This window comes from Roseateles chitinivorans, assembly GCF_002761755.1.
Classification (GTDB): domain Bacteria; phylum Pseudomonadota; class Gammaproteobacteria; order Burkholderiales; family Burkholderiaceae_C; genus Roseateles; species Roseateles chitinivorans.
This window is the reverse complement of record NZ_PEOG01000039.1, coordinates 16,167-32,787: the sequence shown is the minus strand read 5'-3', so window position 1 is coordinate 32,787 and position 16,621 is coordinate 16,167. Positions and strand designations below refer to the sequence as shown.

The 16,621-nt window shown below is 69.9% G+C and carries 16 protein-coding genes and 2 tRNA genes; 13 read left to right on the top strand and 5 right to left on the bottom strand.

The features are described from left to right. The first annotated feature begins 17 nt into the window (after positions 1 to 17). Together acs and CS062_RS15105 are read left to right on the top strand one after the other, a co-directional pair. Positions 18 to 1,988, top strand: coding sequence for an acetate--CoA ligase (gene acs / locus CS062_RS15110; RefSeq protein ID WP_099862440.1), 1,971 nt, complete (start codon positions 18 to 20; stop codon positions 1,986 to 1,988). A gap of 332 nt (positions 1,989 to 2,320) precedes the next feature. Further along, positions 2,321 to 2,581, top strand: coding sequence for a hypothetical protein (locus CS062_RS15105; RefSeq protein ID WP_158238803.1), 261 nt, complete (start codon positions 2,321 to 2,323; stop codon positions 2,579 to 2,581). Between the two features lie 51 nt (positions 2,582 to 2,632). Here the strand turns inward: CS062_RS15105 and CS062_RS15100 are convergent, their stop codons facing one another. After that, positions 2,633 to 2,944 carry a c-type cytochrome gene (locus tag CS062_RS15100; protein ID WP_099862438.1) on the bottom strand — a complete coding sequence of 104 codons (312 nt, stop codon included), beginning with the start codon at positions 2,942 to 2,944 and terminating at the stop codon, positions 2,633 to 2,635. Between the two features lie 152 nt (positions 2,945 to 3,096). Between CS062_RS15100 and CS062_RS15095 the strand changes: the two genes are divergently transcribed. Then, complete coding sequence (locus CS062_RS15095) at positions 3,097 to 3,345, top strand: TIGR04438 family Trp-rich protein (protein ID WP_099862437.1); 249 nt, start codon at positions 3,097 to 3,099, stop codon at positions 3,343 to 3,345. Between the two features lie 98 nt (positions 3,346 to 3,443). Here the strand turns inward: CS062_RS15095 and ilvD are convergent, their stop codons facing one another. After that, complete coding sequence (ilvD, locus tag CS062_RS15090) at positions 3,444 to 5,153, bottom strand: dihydroxy-acid dehydratase (protein ID WP_099862436.1); 1,710 nt, start codon at positions 5,151 to 5,153, stop codon at positions 3,444 to 3,446. A 104-nt stretch (positions 5,154 to 5,257) separates the two neighbouring features. On the opposite strand from ilvD, the gene CS062_RS15085 reads away from it, so the two are divergent. The 6 genes from CS062_RS15085 (at position 5,258) to CS062_RS15060 (ending at position 9,317) form a co-directional block, all read left to right on the top strand. After that, entirely contained in the window at positions 5,258 to 6,163 is a 906-nt protein-coding gene (locus tag CS062_RS15085) for a LysR family transcriptional regulator (protein ID WP_099862435.1), read from the top strand. A 135-nt stretch (positions 6,164 to 6,298) separates the two neighbouring features. After that, positions 6,299 to 7,351 (top strand): tetratricopeptide repeat protein, encoded by a 1,053-nt coding sequence (locus CS062_RS27290; RefSeq protein ID WP_099862434.1) that lies wholly within the window; start codon positions 6,299 to 6,301, stop codon positions 7,349 to 7,351. 60 nt (positions 7,352 to 7,411) lie between these two features. Continuing rightward, a complete protein-coding gene (lgt, locus tag CS062_RS15075) occupies positions 7,412 to 8,239 on the top strand; it encodes a prolipoprotein diacylglyceryl transferase (protein ID WP_099862433.1) in 828 nt (275 codons plus the stop codon). Positions 8,240 to 8,266: 27 nt separating this feature from the next. Then, complete coding sequence (gene dnaQ / locus CS062_RS15070; protein ID WP_099862432.1) at positions 8,267 to 8,986, top strand: DNA polymerase III subunit epsilon; 720 nt, start codon at positions 8,267 to 8,269, stop codon at positions 8,984 to 8,986. Between the two features lie 138 nt (positions 8,987 to 9,124). Further along, positions 9,125 to 9,199: transfer RNA gene (locus CS062_RS15065), tRNA-Val, on the top strand. Positions 9,200 to 9,242: 43 nt separating this feature from the next. Next, positions 9,243 to 9,317, top strand: a tRNA-Val gene (locus tag CS062_RS15060). Positions 9,318 to 9,367: 50 nt separating this feature from the next. On the opposite strand, the gene CS062_RS15055 is transcribed toward CS062_RS15060, so the two are convergent. Next, the gene (locus CS062_RS15055) at positions 9,368 to 9,868 is read right to left on the bottom strand and encodes a hypothetical protein (RefSeq protein ID WP_143742357.1); all 501 of its coding nucleotides are present in this window, start codon (positions 9,866 to 9,868) and stop codon (positions 9,368 to 9,370) included. Positions 9,869 to 9,961: 93 nt separating this feature from the next. Here CS062_RS15055 and CS062_RS15050 point away from each other — a divergent pair, with 93 nt between their 5' ends. After that, positions 9,962 to 10,807, top strand: a complete 846-nt coding sequence (locus tag CS062_RS15050) for an NUDIX hydrolase (protein WP_099862430.1) — start codon at positions 9,962 to 9,964, stop codon at positions 10,805 to 10,807. Between the two features lie 70 nt (positions 10,808 to 10,877). Beyond that, positions 10,878 to 11,978, top strand: coding sequence for an NAD(P)/FAD-dependent oxidoreductase (locus CS062_RS15045; RefSeq protein WP_099862429.1), 1,101 nt, complete (start codon positions 10,878 to 10,880; stop codon positions 11,976 to 11,978). A 19-nt stretch (positions 11,979 to 11,997) separates the two neighbouring features. Here the strand turns inward: CS062_RS15045 and CS062_RS15040 are convergent, their stop codons facing one another. Both CS062_RS15040 and CS062_RS15035 read right to left on the bottom strand, forming a co-directional pair. After that, positions 11,998 to 13,008: a Bug family tripartite tricarboxylate transporter substrate binding protein gene (locus CS062_RS15040; protein WP_233218073.1), complete on the bottom strand. Its 1,011-nt coding sequence runs from the start codon at positions 13,006 to 13,008 to the stop codon at positions 11,998 to 12,000. Beyond that, complete coding sequence (locus CS062_RS15035) at positions 13,001 to 13,921, bottom strand: LysR family transcriptional regulator (RefSeq protein WP_099862427.1); 921 nt, start codon at positions 13,919 to 13,921, stop codon at positions 13,001 to 13,003. The genes CS062_RS15040 and CS062_RS15035 overlap by 8 nt, the downstream gene beginning before the upstream one ends. A 257-nt stretch (positions 13,922 to 14,178) precedes the next feature. On the opposite strand from CS062_RS15035, the gene CS062_RS15030 reads away from it, so the two are divergent. Together CS062_RS15030 and CS062_RS15025 are read left to right on the top strand one after the other, a co-directional pair. Then, positions 14,179 to 15,279, top strand: coding sequence for a porin (locus CS062_RS15030; RefSeq protein WP_099862426.1), 1,101 nt, complete (start codon positions 14,179 to 14,181; stop codon positions 15,277 to 15,279). Between the two features lie 36 nt (positions 15,280 to 15,315). Further along, positions 15,316 to 16,617, top strand: coding sequence for a PEP-CTERM sorting domain-containing protein (locus CS062_RS15025; RefSeq protein WP_099862425.1), 1,302 nt, complete (start codon positions 15,316 to 15,318; stop codon positions 16,615 to 16,617). Positions 16,618 to 16,621 lie beyond the last annotated feature (4 nt).

Here is a 16,621-nt window from a genome sequence, read left to right as displayed (position 1 = left end):
GTACGGAGACATAGGCCATGAGCGACAAGATCAGCGACAAGATCTACAACCCCCCCGCAGCCGCCGTCCAGGGCGCGCATGTGTCCGGCATGGCCGCCTACGAGGCGCTGTGCAAGGAGGCCGAGACCGACTACGCCGGCTACTGGGCGCGCCAGGCGCGCGAGCTGCTCAGCTGGAAGCAGCCGTTCACCCAGGTGCTGAACGAGTCGGACGCGCCCTTCTTCAAGTGGTTCGAGGACGGCCGGCTCAATGTGTCCTACAACTGCCTGGACCGCCACGTCGAGGCCGGCCGCGGCGAGCGCGTCGCGATCATCTTCGAGGCCGACGACGGCAGCGTCACCCGTGTCACCTATGCCGAGCTGCTGGCCAGGACGGCGCAACTGGCCAACGCGCTCAAGGCGCGCGGCGTGAAGAAGGGCGATCGCGTCGTCATCTACATGCCGATGTCGGTCGAGGGCGTGGTGGCGATGCAGGCCTGCGCGCGCATCGGCGCGACGCACTCGGTGGTCTTCGGCGGCTTCTCGGCGCAGTCGCTGCGCGACCGCGTGCAGGACGCCGGCGCGGTGATGGTGCTGACCGCCAACGAGCAGGCCCGCGGCGGCAAGTCGCTGCCGCTCAAGGCCATCGTCGATGACGCGCTGGCCGACAACAGCTGTCCGACCATCAGATCGGTGATCGTCTACAAGCGCACCGGCGGCCAGATCGCCTGGGTCGACGGCCGCGACGAATGGCTGCACGACGCGGTGGCCGGCCAGGCCGCGAGCTGCGAGCCCGAATGGGTCGAGGCCGAGCATCCGCTGTTCCTGCTCTACACCTCGGGCTCGACCGGCAAGCCCAAGGGCGTGCAGCACAGCACCGGCGGCTACCTGCTGCATGCGGCGCTGACCACCAAGTGGACCTTCGACCTGAAGGACTCCGACATCTTCTGGTGTACCGCCGACATCGGCTGGGTGACCGGCCACACCTACATCACCTACGGTCCGCTGGCGCTGGGCGGCACCGAGATCGTCTTCGAGGGCATCCCGACCTTCCCGGACGCCGGCCGCTTCTGGCAGATGATCCAGAAGCACCAGGTCACGATCTTCTACACGGCGCCGACGGCGATCCGCTCGCTGATCAAGGCCGCCGAGACCAACGAGGCGGTCCATCCGAAGAATTACGACCTGAGCTCGCTGCGGCTGCTGGGCTCGGTGGGCGAGCCGATCAACCCTGCCGCCTGGGAGTGGTACCACCAGCATGTGGGCGGCGGCCGCTGCCCGATCGTGGACACCTTCTGGCAGACGGAGACCGGCGGTCACATGATCACGCCGCTGCCGGGCGCCACGCCGCTGGTGCCGGGCTCCTGCACGCTGCCGTTCCCCGGCATCACCGCGGCCATCGTCGACGAGACCGGCAACGACGTGCCCAACGGGCAGGGCGGCATCCTGGTCGTCAAGAAGCCGTGGCCCTCGATGATCCGCACCATCTGGGGCGATCCGGAACGCTTCAAGAAGAGCTACTACCCGCCTGAGCTCAAGGGCTACTACCTGGCCGGCGACGGCGCCATCCGCGATGCCGACAACGGCTACTTCACGATCACCGGCCGCATCGACGACGTGCTGAACGTGTCCGGCCACCGCATGGGCACGATGGAGATCGAGTCGGCGCTGGTCAGCTGCACCGACCTGGTGGCGGAAGCGGCGGTCGTGGGGCGGCCCGACGACACGACCGGCGAGGCGATCTGCGCCTTCGTCGTGCTCAAGCGCCCGCGTCCGAGCGGCGACGAGGCCAAGGCCATCGCCAAGCAGCTGCGCGACTGGGTCGCCAAGGAGATCGGCCCGATCGCCAAGCCCAAGGACATCCGCTTCGGCGACAACCTGCCCAAGACGCGCAGCGGCAAGATCATGCGACGCCTGCTGCGTTCGGTGGCCAAGGGCGAAAGCGTCACCCAGGACACCTCGACGCTGGAGAACCCGGCGATCCTGGAGCAGCTCGGCCAGGCCTATTGACGGCTCACCCGCACGGCTCACCAGGCCCCGCCACGGCGGGGCTTTTTCTTTGCGCATCACCGGCGCGCCGGCAGGCGCCTCCAGGGGCGCGCCTGCCGACGTGCTCGCCCGGGACCTGTCGGGCCATGGGCGCGGAGCGGGCCTGGGCGCTGGTCTCCGGCAGTGCTTGGCCTTCATGTGGCACCCGACGCCGTACGCACACTGGCTCGGGTCGTGGAATCGCGAGGTCCGGCGGACCAAGAATCGTCGCACCGCCTCCATCGAGGCGGGCCGCGATCAAGGCGGCGCTCGCGCGGCATCCCCGGATGCCGATCTCACAGAAGGAGTCGCTTGTGGAGTCTTCGTTCCCGCAGAAGTCCCCGAAACCCACCCGGCGCTGTGCGGCCGCGCTGGCGCAGCGCCTGCTGGCCATCGGTGGCCGGGAGATCCTGATTTCCGTCGGCCTGCGCGGCCGGGTGCGGCTGAACTTCCTGAGAAGATTCCTGAGAAGAGGGCAGCTGATGCAGCGGCTGAGGGCGGGCGTCCGGAGGCGCCCGGGTCCCGCGATCGCGACCCTCCTCGGGAGGGCGTTCCTTCCGCCGACGGGCCGCTGAATGACACAAGGCCCCGAATCCGGGGCCTTGTTCATGGCGAGCCGTCGACCTTCACTTCGTCGACAACACCCACTTGGCGAGTTGCTCGGCTTCGGCCGGGCTGACCTGCGCGTTGGCTGGCATCGGGACCGGGCCCCAGACGCCGGAGCCGCCCTTGATGATCTTCTCGGACAGCTTCTTCACCGCATCCTTGTCCTTGGCGTACTTGGCCGCGACATCCTTGTAGGCGGGACCGACCAGCTTCTTGTCGACGGCATGGCAGGCCATGCAGTTCTTCTTCTGGGCCAGTTCCTGGCTGGCGAAGGCGCTGGGGGCGGACAGGGCCGCGATCAGGGCCGCGGAGACGAACAAGGCGTTTTTCATGGCATCCTTTCAGATCCTGCCGGGAAGATGCGGAACACCCCGAGAAGGGGGCCGCTTCCGGGAGGAGCGGCGAGTGGCTGGGGGATTCCGGGCTCGGGCGATTGTAGTGTTGGGAGCCGTGCCGACCGGGCGCGCGTACGAGGAGAAATGCGATGTGGTTGATCGTGATCGGCGTCTTGTTGATCGCACTGAAGCTGGCCGAGTTCGGGCCGATCGGTGCGCTGAGCTGGTGGTGGGTGCTGTCGCCCTTCGTCCTGGCGGTGCTGTGGTGGGAGTTCGCCGACAAGTCGGGCTACACCAAGCGCAAGGAGATGGACAAGCTGGAAGAACGCAAGGAGTCGCGCCGCCAGCGCTCGCTCGAGGCGCTCGGCCAGGCGGACAAGCAGCGCAAGCGGCGTTGAACCGGCGCGGCCCGGGCGCGCGACCGGAATGAGCAGCGGGGCCCTCGGGCCCCGCTGCCGCTTTCAGCGCGCCGACCCGCGGGCCGGCGCCGGATCGGTCACTCGAACTTGTCGAGCACCGCGCCCGAGCTGGCGCTCGAGGCGCTCTTGGCGAACTTGGCCAGCACGCCGCGGGTGTAGCGCGGTGCCGGTTTCGTCCACGCGGCCTTGCGACGCGCCAGTTCGGCATCGTCGACATGCAGCTGCAGCAGGAGCCGGTGGGCGTCGATGGTGATCGAATCGCCTTCATGGACCAGGGCGATCGTGCCGCCTTCGTAGGCCTCCGGCGCGACGTGGCCGACCACCATGCCCCAGGTGCCGCCGGAGAAGCGCCCGTCGGTGATCAGGCCGACGCTCTCGCCCAGGCCCTGGCCGATCAGCGCGCCGGTGGGCGCCAGCATCTCCGGCATGCCCGGGCCGCCCTTGGGGCCGAGGTAGCGCAGCACCATCACGTCGCCGGCCTTGATCTGGCCGGCCATGATCGCCGCCAGCGCCGACTGCTCGTCGTCGAACACGCGCGCCGGACCGGTGATGACCGGGTTCTTGAGGCCAGTGATCTTGGCGACGCAGCCTTCGGGCGACAGGTTGCCCTTGAGGATCGCCAGATGGCCTTCGGCATAGATCGGATCGTCGACGGCGCGGATGACCTGCTGGTCGGGCGACAGGTCGGGCACGTCGGCCAGGTTCTCGGCGACGGTCTTGCCGGTGATCGTGATGCAGTCGCCATGCAGCAGGCCGGCCTTGAGCAACTGCTTCATGACCGCGGGGATGCCGCCGGCCTTGTGCAGGTCCACCGCCAGGAAGCGGCCGCTGGGCTTGAGGTCGCACAGCACCGGGATCTTCTTGCGCATGCGCTCGAAGTCGTCGATGGTCCAGTCCACCTCGGCCGCATGCGCGATGGCCAGGAAGTGCAGGACCGCGTTGGTCGAGCCGCCGGTGGCCATGATCACCGCCACCGCGTTCTCGATCGCCTTCTTCGTGACGATGTCGCGGGGCTTCAGATTGGCCTTCACCGCCTGGACCAGGCAGTCGGCGGCGCGCTTGGTGTTCTCGACGACCTCGTCCTCGACGTTGGACATGCTCGACGAATAGGGCAGCGACATGCCCAGCGCCTCGAAGGCCGAGCTCATCGTGTTGGCCGTGTACATGCCACCGCAGGAGCCGCTGCCGGGGATGGCGCGCTTCTCGATCTGGCAGAAATCTTCCTCGCTCATCTTGCCGGCGCTGAACTGGCCGACCGCCTCGAAGACGCTGACGATGTTGAGGTCCTGGCCCTTGTAGTGGCCGGGCTTGATCGTGCCGCCGTAGATGTAGATCGCCGGCACGTTGGCGCGCAACATGCCCATCATCCCGCCGGGCATGTTCTTGTCGCAGCCGCCGATGACCATCACCCCATCCAGCCACTGGCCGCCGACGCAGGTCTCGACGCAGTCGGAGATGACCTCGCGCGAGACCAGCGAGTACTTCATGCCCTCGGTGCCCATGGCCATGCCGTCGGAGATCGTCGGCGTGCCGAAGAGCTGGGCGTTGGCGCCTGCGGCCTTCAGGCCGACGACGGCTGCGTCGGCCAGCTTCTGCAGGCCGGAGTTGCACGGCGTGATCGTCGAGTGGCCGTTGGCCACGCCGATCATCGGCTTGCCGAAGTCGCTTTCCTGGTAGCCCATGCCGTAATACATCGAGCGGTTGGGCGCGCGCGCGACGCCTTCGGTGATGTTCCGGGAGCGACGATTCGGTGCGTCGTCGTGGGGGGCGTTCTTGGCGTCGGTCATGGCGGACATCCTGGCGGGCAGTGCTTGGAGCGCGCCAGTATGCGCCGCCCGTCCATGCGGGTCCAATATATAGTGAGTGGCCAATTGATTTGCATGGTGTATCGATGATCGAACTCCGTCCGATCCGCCAGTTCCTCGTGCTGGCCGAGGAATTGCACTTCGGCCGTGCCGCCGAGCGCCTGCACATGACCCAGCCGCCGTTGAGCCTGGCGGTGCAGAAGCTGGAGGCGCAACTGGGCGTGCAACTGCTCGAGCGCGGCCGGCGGGCCGTCGCGCTAACCGCGGCCGGGCAGGCGCTGGTCGAGGCGGGCACGCGGCTCGTGGAGCAGGCCGACCAGGTGCCGTTGCGCGTTCGCGCGGCCGCCAGCGGCGAGGCCGGACGGCTGAGCCTGGGCTTCGTGTCGACCGTCGGCTACGGGGACATGCCGCGCTGGCTGCGGCTGTTCCGCGAGGCGCTGCCCGATGTGCAGCTCGCGCTGCGCGAGGCGACGCTGGACGTCCAGCTGCGCGGCTTCGAGACCGGCGAACTCGATGCCGGCTTCGTGATCCACGCGCCGGGCGCCGAGCCTGCCGGTTTCGAGCGCCTGATCGTCTCGACCGAACCGCTGGTCCTCGCCCATGCGGAGGACTGGGGGCTGGCGGGGCGACGCAAGGCGGCCCCCACCCTGGAGGAGGTGCTGCGCCAGCCGCTGGTGGTGTTCCCGCGCGAGATCGCGCCCTCGCTGTTCGATGCGCTGCTCGGCTTCTACCGCGCCCACGGCGCCACGCCGCAGATCGCCCAGGAGGCCATCCAGATGCAGACCATCGTCAACCTGGTGTCGGCCGGCATGGGCGTGGCCTGGGTGCCGCGATCGGTGTGCGCGCTGCAGCGGCCGGGCGTGCGCTACCGGCCGTGGCCGTCGACCCGCGTGCCGGCCTGCGACACCAGCCTCATCTGGCGGCCGGACGCGTCGCCGGTGGTGCGGCGGTTCGTCGACCACGTCCGGCGGCAGGTGAAAGTCAAGGCATGACCCGGGCCGCGGCCCCCGGAAGGGGCAGGTCGGGCCTGCCGATGTCCGGTGGCGGAGGCGAAGCGGAAGTACGGTGCGGCGCATGCACGTCCGGCCGAGTTCTGCGACCATGCGCCGATGAAAGGATCTCCCCCCGTGAAAGCTCCCCGCAAGAATGACGATGGCGACCGCCGCGGCCTGCTGCGCCGGGTGGTCGGTGCGATCTGCCTCATCACCGGCTTCTCGATGCTGATGAGCGTGGCCTTCGCGACGCCGGCCCAGGCCGCCGTCTTCAAGGACCATGAACTGCAGACGCTGCTCGACGCCGGTCGGGCGGACGACCTGGAGAAACTGGCCGCGCAGCGGGTGAAGGCCGATCCGGACGACCCGCAGGCGGTGGCCGCGCTGGCGCTGGCGCAACTGGACCTGGTCGACGGCAGCGTGCTGAAGCAGAACATCCAGCGGCTGGAGCAATGCCTCCAGCGCAGCCCCAATGAGGGCGCCTGCCATTACGCGCTGGCGCTCGCGCTGGTGATGCAGGCGCGCGGCGGCAGCAAGTTCAAGGCGCTGGGCTCGCTGGGACGCGTCAGCGAGCTGGCGCAGCGGGCGATGGCGCTGATGCCGGACGCCCCCGAGCCGCGCAGCGCGCTGCAGCAGTACTACCTGGCGCTGCCCGGCTTCATCGGCGGTGGCGAGTCCAAGGCGCGAGCGCTGGAGCAGGAGGTGAAGGACGCGGCCCAGCTGAACCTGATGCGCGCGCGGGTCGCGGCGTCGAAGAAGGACTGGCCGGCGATGGAGAAGGCGCTGCGCGCGGTGCGCACGCAGCGACCGGAACTGCTGCTCGAGCTGCGCGTGCTGTGGAGCGACTACGGCCGCAACCTGATGTTCAGCGACCAGAAGGACAGGGCGGTGCCCTGGTTCGAGGAGCTGCTCAAGAGCCAGCCCAGCCAGGCGATGGGCGCCTACGGCCTGGGCCGGGCCTACGACGCGCTCGGGCAGTACGACAAGGCGGTGGCCTCGTTCGAACGCGCCCGCGGCATGCAGGGCGCCGAGCAGCTGGGCCTGGATCGCCGCCTGGGCGCGGCGCTGGCGGCCAAGGGCGACAAGGCCGCGGCGCGCGCCGCCCTGCAGCGCTGCGTCGACAACCGCCGCGGCAGCCATGGCGACATCGAGGACTGCCGCAAGCAGCTCGCGGCGCTGGGCGGCTGAGCGGTCGGGCGCCGCCCGGCCCTTATGATTCGCGCCTTTGCGGCGCAGTAGAGCTCTCTCATGTTGGTGCATCCCCAGTTCGACGCGGTGGCCTTCCATCTCTGGAAGTGGCCCATCCACTGGTACGGCCTGATGTACCTGGCCGCGTTCGGCCTGTTCCTATGGCTGGGCAACCGCGTGGTTGCGCGCCCCTGGAACGCGGCCCGCGGCTGGACCCGCCGCGACGTCGACGACCTGCTGTTCTACGGCGTGCTGGGCGTGGTGCTGGGCGGCCGGCTGGGCTACGTGTTCTTCTACAAGCCGGCCTACTACCTGAGCCATCCGGGCGAGATCCTGGCGGTGTGGCAGGGCGGCATGTCCTTCCATGGCGGGCTGCTCGGCGTGCTGGTCGCGCTCGCGCTCTTCGCATGGCGACGCGGGTTCCACTTCCTGGAGGTCGGGGATGTCGTCGCACCCTGCGTGCCGACGGGACTCGCCGCGGGGCGGTTGGGCAACTTCATCAACGGCGAGCTGTGGGGCCGCGCGGCCGATCCCGGCCTGCCCTGGGCCATGGTTTTTCCCCAGGCCAACGACGGCGGCATCCCGCGCCACCCGTCGCAGATCTACCAGTTCCTTGGCGAAGGCCTGCTGCTGTTCATCGTGCTGTGGCTGTTCGCGCGCAAGCCGCGACCGATGGCCGCGGTGTCCGGTTTGTTCCTGCTCGGTTATGGGGTCGCGCGCTTCACCGCCGAGTACTTCCGCGAACCGGATTCCTTCCTCGGCCTGCGCGCCTTCGGCTGGAGCCAGGGCCAGTGGCTGAGCGTGCCGATGATCGTCGGCGGCGCGCTGATGATGCTGTGGGCCTATCGCCGCGCGGCGCGCCTGCCGGCCGCGCCCGCGATGCGCTGATCGGCGCCCGTTCCTGCGAGACCAGACATGCGTCAGATCTTCTTCGATACCGAAACCACCGGCCTGAATCCTGAATCGGGCGATCGCGTCGTCGACATCGGCCTGGTGGAGATGGTGAACCGTCAGCTGACGGGACGTCATCTGCACTTCTACCTGAACCCGGAACGGGACATGCCCGAGGAGGCGTTCCGCGTCCACGGGTTGAGCAGCGAGTTCCTCGCCGACAAGCCCAAGTTCGCGCAGATCGTCGATGAGTTCCTCGCGTTCATCGAGGGCGCGGAGCTGGTGGCCCACAACGCGGCATTCGACGTGGGCTTCATCAACGCCGAGCTCAAGCGCTGCGGCCGGGCGCCGCTGCACGAGTGCGTCGACAACGTGCTGGACACGCTGCTGATGGCGCGGGACATGTTCCCCGGCAAGGCGAATTCGCTCGATGCCTTGTGCCGGCGGCTGGAGGTCGACAACAGCAACCGGGGGCTGCACGGCGCGGTGAAGGACGCGGAGCTGCTGGCGGAGGTCTACATCCGGCTGACGCGCGGTCAGGATTCGCTGGTCATCGATGACAGCGCCTCGTCGTCGCAAGGCCAGGGCGGCGAGATGGTGGTCGCGGCGATCGACTTCAGCGCGTTCGATCTGCCCGTCATCACGCCGACGCCGGAAGAGCTGGCGCTGCACGACAAGGTGCTGGTCGACCTGGACAAGGCCAGCGGCGGCAAGCGCATCTGGCAGGTGGCGGCCACGGCTTGACCGCGGCGCCGCCGCTGCGCACGGCCCGGGAGAATTTCCGAAGAGTTCTTGAATCGAGTCAAAAACTCATGGCATAATCTTCGACTTTCCCGGACATCCCCGGCAGCGGCGCAAGCAGCGGTCGAGGACGACAAGACCGGGCGGTTAGCTCAGCGGTAGAGCACTGCCTTCACACGGCAGGGGTCGCAGGTTCGAACCCTGCACCGCCCACCACGTCTTGATGTCTCGTGAAACCCGGCAACCCGGTCCGAATACCGGGCGGTTAGCTCAGCGGTAGAGCACTGCCTTCACACGGCAGGGGTCGCAGGTTCGAACCCTGCACCGCCCACCAGAACAACCCCGTCAGCGTCAGCTGGCGGGGTTTTTTCTTGGCCGTCGGCCTCATCGGGTCACGTCGCGCAGCACGCCGAATATCAGCGAGCCCAGCACCGTCACCGTGGTCAGCTGGCCGGCCACCATCCACCGGATCAACTCGGTCTTGGTACTGGCGAGTTCGTGCTTGACCTCGCCCCGCAGCAGCGACATGTCGCCGCGTACCGCGGCGATCTCCTGCCGCATCTCCGCCCGTACCGCGGTGATCTCCTGTTTCATTTCGGCCCGAAGGACGGCGACTTCACCGCGGACCGCAGCGATCTCCTGCTTCATCTCCCCGCGCCAGACGGAGAACTGCGATTTCAGGTCGGCCATGTCGACCTTCACGGCCTGCAGATCGGTGAGCTTGGCATAGGGGATGTGCTGGTCGGTCATGCGTTTCTCCAGGGCGCCGGCGATCGCTTCGGCAGCGGTGGTGGCTTCGTGGTCGGTCGCGCCAACCTGGCGGAAGGCCTGGTGCAAGGCGAGCTTCGTCGAGCGGCTCCTTGGCGTTGTGGACTGCGGGTTCATCGCTGAACAAGGCCGCGATGATCCCGCGTGCGCGGGGTCACGTCTCTTGCACATTCCAGTGATTCTTGGGGGGAGAGCCCGGACAATCGCCGGATGCCTGCGCTGCCCCGATCGCTCGTCGCCGTCCTGCCACGCTGCCTGCAACTCGCGCAGCAGCCGCTGCCCGCCGGCTTGCTGCCGCTGAGGATGAACGGCCTGACCCTGGGCCATCTGCATCCGATGCGGCGCGCGGTGCTGAGCGAAGTCTGGCCCGAACTGCGGACCGGCGACGGCGGGCTCGACTGGGACGCCGGGGCGCTCGACATCGAGGCCCGCTCCGCGCGCATCGAGGCGGTCGCGCTCGCGTTGCGGGCACGCGGCGCGATCACCGGCTGGCGCGGCGAGCGCTATGTCTGCGAGCGGCCGGTCGACGATCCCTGCGCCGCGCGCGGCGACCCGCTGTTCCGCCTGGAGCGCGCCGCCTTCCGCTTCTTCGGCCTGATGAGTCGCGCGGTGCATGTCAATGGCTTCCTGCCCGGTGCGCGCCTCGTGTGCGGTCGCCGGGCGATGTCGAAGGCCACGGACCCCGGCCGGCTCGACAACCTCGCCGCCGGTGGCTTGACCGCCGACGAGGACCTGGTCGCCTGCGCCCGCCGCGAGCTGATGGAGGAGGCCGGCGTGCCGATGGCCCTCAGCGCCGCGGTGCAGTCGCGCGGGGCCTTGCGCAGCACGCGCATGGAAGCCGAGGGCCTGCATGACGAGGTGCTGCATGTGTTCAGCCTGGCGCTGCCGGCCGGCTTCCTGCCGCTCAACCGCGATGGCGAAGTCAGCGAGTTCCTGACGCTGGACCTCGAGACCCTCGCCCAGCGGCTGGCCGGTGGCGAGTTCAGCCATGACGCTGCCGCCGTGTGCGCCTTCGGCCTGCAACACGCCCAGGCGCTGACGGACCTGCGCGCCTGATCGCACACCGGCCGCGCCGCTGCGGGTTCCGCGTACCGGCCCGCGAGGTCCGCTCGGCACAATCGCCGCCATGGATCAAGTCGATGCAGTGGTGATCGGGGCCGGCGTGGTCGGCCTCGCCGTGGGACGGGCGCTGGCGATGCAGGGCCTGGAGACGCTGGTGCTCGAGCGCGAACTCGCCATCGGCACCGGCGTCAGCTCGCGCAACAGCGAGGTCATCCATGCGGGCCTCTACTATCCCGCCGGCTCGTTGAAGGCGAGGCTGTGCGTGCGCGGCAAGCAGCTGCTCTATGTGCACTGCGCCTCGCACGGCGTCGCGCATCGGCGCTGCGGCAAGCTGGTGGTCGCGACGGCGCCGGCACAGTTGCCCGGCCTGCGCGCACTGCAGGCCAAGGCCGCGCTCAACGGCGTCGACGACCTGCGGTGGCTGACGCGCGAGGAGGCGCTCGCGATCGAGCCGCAGCTGCGCTGCGAGGCTGCGTTGCTGTCGCCCTCGACCGGCATCGTCGACAGCCACGGGCTGATGCTGTCGCTGCAGGGCGATCTGGAACGGCATGGCGGCGCCGTCGCATTCGGCGCCGCGGTGACCGCGGTGGACCGCGGCGGGCCGGGACACATCGTGCATGCGAGCGACCTGTCGCTGGGCGCGCGCCTGGTCGTCAACGCCGCCGGCCTGCACGCGCCGCTGCTCGCGGGGGCCATCGAAGGGCTGCCGCCACCCCCCGTCGCCCGCTTCAGCAAGGGCTGCTACTTCGCGCTGCAGGGCCGCGCGCCGTTCTCGCGTCTGGTCTATCCGCTGCCGCAGGATGCCTGGCTCGGCGTGCACCTGACGCTGGACCTCGGCGGCCAGGCGCGCTTCGGACCGGATGCGCAATGGCTCGATGTCGATCGCCCCGAGGACATCGACTACGCCGTCGATCCGGCCCGCGCCGAGGCTTTCTACGACGACGTGCGGCGCTACTGGCCCGCGCTGCCCGATGGGGCGCTCCAGCCGGCCTACAGCGGCGTCCGGCCCAAGATCCACGCGCCGCACGAGCCCGCGCCGGACTTCCGCATCGACGGCCCCGCGCAGCACGGCGTGCCGGGCCTGGTGAACCTGATGGGCATCGAGTCGCCCGGCCTCACCAGCGCGCTCGCGATCGCCGAGGAAGTCGTCGCGCGGCTGGGCTGAGCGCCGCGGCGTTCCGCCCTCAATCGGGCGGCACCCGCAGCGCGCGTTCGCGTTCCTTCGCGATGCGTGCGGCGAAGTCCGCGGCGCTGCCGCCGGTGGGCAGGTTGCTGACCTCCAGCATCCTGGCGCGCAACTCGGGCTGGCGCAGCGCCTCGTTGACCACCGCATTGAGGAGACGCAGCCGTTCCTCGGGCACGCCGCGCGGCGCGAACAGGCCGAAGGTCGAGACCAGGTTGGCTTCCGGGAAGCCGAGTTCCGCCAGCGTCGGCACCTCGGGCAGCACCGGCAGTCGCACCGGCGAGCCGATGGCGAGCGCCTTCAGCCGGCCCTGGCGCACCAGCTGCAACTGCTGCGAGGCGACGTTGGACGACAGCAGTTCGAACTGGCCGCCGATCGCATCGGTCAGTTGCTGGCCGCCGCCCTTGTAGGGCACGTGGATGATGTCGACGCCAGCCGCGGCGCGGACCTGCGCGAGCACCATGTGCCCCACCGTCGCATGTCCGGAGGTGGCCCAGCGCAGCCGCCCCGGGGCAGCCCGCGCGGCGGCCAGCATGGCGCGGAAATCCCGGGGCTTGAACGACGGATGGGCGAGCACCAGCACCGGCGTGTCCATGAGGCTGACGACCGGCACGACGTCGCGCAGCGGGAAGTCGGTGCGCCCGGCCGGGGCGGATCCGGGGGATGGCGCCGGCGGTCCGAAGACCAGCGGCGAGATCGCGCAGTAAGCCAGCGTGTGCCCATCGGGCGCTGCACGCGCCAGCGACTCCAGCGCGGTGAGGCCGCCGGCGCCGGCGCGGTTCTCGACGATCACCGGCACCTTCAGCCGCGCGCCCATGAACTGGGCGAGCGCCCGCGCGGTCTCGTCGCTGACGCCGCCGGGCGGGTAGGCCACGATCAGGTGCAGGGCGCGCGACGGCCACGGCTCGGCGGCGGTCGCGGGCTGGGCGCGCACGCCCTCGGTGATCGCGGCGAGGCCGGCCAGGCGCGCGAGCGCCATGCCGTGCCCCATCAGCCATGCGCGCCTATGCATCGCGATGCTCCAGCGCGATGCGGCGGGCCAGTGCGAGGAAGGTCGCCATCGGACCGTCCTGGTCGTGGGTCCGATAGGCCAGCGTCAGCGGCGCCTCGAGCCGGGCCTGCTTCTCCATCGGCCTGAACACGATCGAGTGCGCATGCACGCCCCGCATCGATGCCGGCACCACCGTGATCCCGGCGCCGGCGGCGACCAGGTTGAGGTTCATCATCATCCGGTCGACCTCGACGAAGCTGCGCGGCCGCACGCCGTCGCGCTCGCACAGCGCCAGCAGGTTGGCGTACAGGCCGGGCGCACCGGGGCGGCGCACCAGGATCAGGTCCTCGTCCTCGAGCTCGGCCAGCGGGACCGGCGTGGTGGCCGCGCGCGGCACCGAGGCGAGCCGGTGGTCCAGCGGCACGGCGAGCAACGCGGGCTCGCTCAGCAGCGTCTCGAAGCTGATCCCCTCGGGCCGCGCCACCGGCACGCGCAGGAAGCCGCCATGCAGCCGGGTCTTCACGATCGCGTCGATCAAGCCGGCGGCATTGTTCTCGGTCATCGACAGCGCGATGCCGGGATGCTCGCCCCGGCAGGCGCGCAGCACCGCCGGCGTGTAGGCATGCGCCGCCGCCGAGCTGGTGAAGCCGATCGACAGCAGCCCGTGCTGGCCGCTGGCCAGGCGCTCCATGCGGTCGCGCATGTCGTGGTAATCGCGCAGCAGGCGCCGGGCCTCGTCGAGGAACTGCCGGCCGCCGTCGGTCAGGCTCACGCCTTTCGGGTGGCGGTGAAGCAGGGCGATGCCCAGCTCCTGCTCCAGGGTCTTGATCTGCTGGCTCAGCGGCGGCTGCTGCATGCCGAGCAGCGCCGCGGCGCGTGTCATGTGGCCGGTCTCGGCGACCGTCACGAAATAGCGCAGGTGTCGGAGGTCCATGGCTGCCTGTCTCCGGGGCCTGGGGTGTTGCTGCTCCGCTGCGGGAGCTACGTAGGGCCCATATTCAAAACGTCTCGGACTCTGTGAATCAGTGTATTTGACGCTATGGAGCGGGGTCACTAAGGTCCGCCCCGGATACCGACGCAGCGACAGCGAGACAGCGATCCAAGCACCGTCCCAGGACGGTCCGGCGGTCAGTACGACGAACGGTCCCGACGAGGACACGACAACAACGACACGAGACGGAGACAACGTTGATGGCAACGACCACGCATTCGAGCGGCGCGCGCGCGCCGGTCCTCATCGCCACCGCGATCACCCTGGGCCTGCTGGGCGCCGCCGGCGCGCAGGCGCAGGCCGGTTCCAGCGTGCAGCTGTTCGGCCTCATGGACATCGGCGTGCAGGCGCTGAAGGCCAGCGGGACCGACACGCGCTACCTGGTCAACAGCGACGGCAACACCTCCAGCCGCTTCGGCGTGCGCGGCACCGAGGACCTGGGCGGCGGGCTCAAGGTGGGCTTCTGGCTGGAGTCGGCGGTCTCCGTCGACGACGGCACCAGCGGCGCCACCAGCACCAACAACAAGGACTCGGTCAGCGGCGGCCTGACCTGGGGCCGACGCGCCACCGTGCAGGTCTCGGGCCCGTGGGGCGAGCTGCGGCTGGGCCGCGACTATGTGCCGTCGTTCGGCAACCTGACCACGTCGATGCATCCGTTCGGCACCAACGGCGTGGGCAGCTCCGGGATCATGTTCTACCCGGTGCCCGCCAACGGGACGACGGCGCGGACCAATGTCCGGGCCTCCAACTCGATCGGCTACTTCACGCCGTCGGGCGTCAACGGCTTCTACGGCCACGCGATGCTGGCGCTGGGCGAGCAGGGCGCCGGCCCGACGCGCAAGGACGGCCAGCTCACCGGCGTGCGCATCGGCTGGCGCAACGAGGCCTTGAACACCTCGGCGGCGATCTCCAAGACCCGCTATGCGACCGGCGACTACACGCAGAGCAATGTCGGCATGTCCTACAAGTGGGGCCCGGCCCGGTTGATGGCGCTGTGGGGCCGCAACGAGGTCGGCATCACCCGGACCACCGCGACGATGCTGGGCACGCAGTGGGAGGTCTGGCCGCAGGGCGAGCTGCGCTTCGCCTACACCTGGCTGAAAGCGAGGAACGTCGCCAGCGACGCCACCCACATCGCGATCGGCTATGTGCACGACTTGTCCAAGCGCACCGCGCTCTACACCAACCTGGCGAAGGTCGACAACAAGGGCCGCGGCACCCGCTTCAACGTCGGCCTGGCGACGACCCAGCCCGGCGGCGACAGCGGCGGCTTCGAGGCCGGCGTCCGCCACAGCTTCTGATTCCGATTTCCGCAACGGCAACGAAGGAGCACGACCATGTCCCACCTCGGGTTCACGCCCTCCTCGCGGCGAGCGCCGCGCCTGGCCGGCGCGCTCATGCTCGCCTGCTCGGCGCTGGGCGCCTGCCTGCCGCTCGGCGCGCGCGCCGAAGCGACCCGGATCCTGTTCGTCGGCAACAGCTACACCTTCGGCCGCGTCGATCCGGTGATGAGCTACAACGCCGCCAATGTCCATGACCTGACGGCCGCGATGTACGCCACCAACCCGAGCGGCGCGAACAGCTTCGAGCCCCATCCCTGGGGCGGCGTGGCCGGCCTCTTCAAGCAGTTCACCGTGCAGGTCGGGCTGGACTACGACGTGTCGATCTCGGCCCGCAACGCGGCCTCGCTGCGCGGGCAGTTCCTCAACACCAACAGCGCCGGCTGGGACCTGCGGGGCAACATCGGCTCGCAGGCCTGGGACAAGGTCGTGCTGCAGGAGCAGAGCGACGAGCCGCTGACGAAGCAGCCGGGGCTGGCATCCAACCCGGCCTACTTCAACACCTACGCCAACCTGATCGAGAACTGGGTCCACCAGGGCAGCGCGCTGAGCTACCGCGAGCGCGACCTGATCGGCGGCACCAATGCGAAGTGCGCCGAGATCACCGGCGCGTCGACCGGGACCTGCTCGCTGCTGCGCAATGTCGGCGCGAATGCCAACGCGAACCCGGATGCCGATGTCTACCTGTACCAGACCTGGGCGCGGCCCAACCTGGTCAACGCTCCCAGCACGACGGTGACCGACGAGATCACCGGCGCGGTGACGCCGACCGGGCAGCCGGCCCCGTCGTTCTATCCGTCGCTGCAGGCGATGACCGAGGACCTGCGGCAGGCCTACGCCGCGGCGGCGCTGATGGCCGGCGCCGACGGCTCGGGCGGCATCGCCGGTGTCGCGCCAGTGGGCGAGGCCTTCATGCGCGCGATCGCCGCCGGCATCGCGACGCCGGACATGTATGCGTCGACCGCGACGACCGACGGGCTGCTGGACCTGTGGTTCGACGACGGCACCCATGCGAGCAAGTACGGCTCCTACCTGAGCGCGCTGACGCTGTTCGGCACGATCACCGGCGTCGATCCGGCGGTGCTGGGCCTGGGCGAGATCGCGGCACGGGACCTGGGCATCAGCGCGCGCGACGCGGTGCTGCTGCAGCGGGTGGCGAGCGATCAGCTCGGCTTCGCCGCCGCGGTGCCGGAGCCGGGCTCCTTCGCGCTGGCCGGCCTGGGCGTGGCGCTGGTGGGGATGCTGCGGTGGCGCCGGGCGGCGACCGCCGCACCGAGGATGGCCGCGGCTGCGGCCTGAGTTC

What these genes read in the sequence shown, in the direction of transcription:
- acs (WP_099862440.1), top strand. Translation starts at nt 18, where the DNA reads ATGAGCGACAAGATCAGCGACAAGATCTACAACCCCCCCGCAGCCGCC.
- CS062_RS15100 (WP_099862438.1), bottom strand. Translation starts at nt 2,944, where the DNA reads ATGAAAAACGCCTTGTTCGTCTCCGCGGCCCTGATCGCGGCCCTGTCC.
- CS062_RS15095 (WP_099862437.1), top strand. Translation starts at nt 3,097, where the DNA reads ATGTGGTTGATCGTGATCGGCGTCTTGTTGATCGCACTGAAGCTGGCC.
- ilvD (WP_099862436.1), bottom strand. Translation starts at nt 5,153, where the DNA reads ATGACCGACGCCAAGAACGCCCCCCACGACGACGCACCGAATCGTCGC.
- CS062_RS15085 (WP_099862435.1), top strand. Translation starts at nt 5,258, where the DNA reads ATGATCGAACTCCGTCCGATCCGCCAGTTCCTCGTGCTGGCCGAGGAA.
- lgt (WP_099862433.1), top strand. Translation starts at nt 7,412, where the DNA reads ATGTTGGTGCATCCCCAGTTCGACGCGGTGGCCTTCCATCTCTGGAAG.
- dnaQ (WP_099862432.1), top strand. Translation starts at nt 8,267, where the DNA reads ATGCGTCAGATCTTCTTCGATACCGAAACCACCGGCCTGAATCCTGAA.
- CS062_RS15055 (WP_143742357.1), bottom strand. Translation starts at nt 9,868, where the DNA reads ATGAACCCGCAGTCCACAACGCCAAGGAGCCGCTCGACGAAGCTCGCC.
- CS062_RS15050 (WP_099862430.1), top strand. Translation starts at nt 9,962, where the DNA reads ATGCCTGCGCTGCCCCGATCGCTCGTCGCCGTCCTGCCACGCTGCCTG.
- CS062_RS15045 (WP_099862429.1), top strand. Translation starts at nt 10,878, where the DNA reads ATGGATCAAGTCGATGCAGTGGTGATCGGGGCCGGCGTGGTCGGCCTC.
- CS062_RS15040 (WP_233218073.1), bottom strand. Translation starts at nt 13,008, where the DNA reads ATGCATAGGCGCGCATGGCTGATGGGGCACGGCATGGCGCTCGCGCGC.
- CS062_RS15035 (WP_099862427.1), bottom strand. Translation starts at nt 13,921, where the DNA reads ATGGACCTCCGACACCTGCGCTATTTCGTGACGGTCGCCGAGACCGGC.
- CS062_RS15030 (WP_099862426.1), top strand. Translation starts at nt 14,179, where the DNA reads ATGGCAACGACCACGCATTCGAGCGGCGCGCGCGCGCCGGTCCTCATC.
- CS062_RS15025 (WP_099862425.1), top strand. Translation starts at nt 15,316, where the DNA reads ATGTCCCACCTCGGGTTCACGCCCTCCTCGCGGCGAGCGCCGCGCCTG.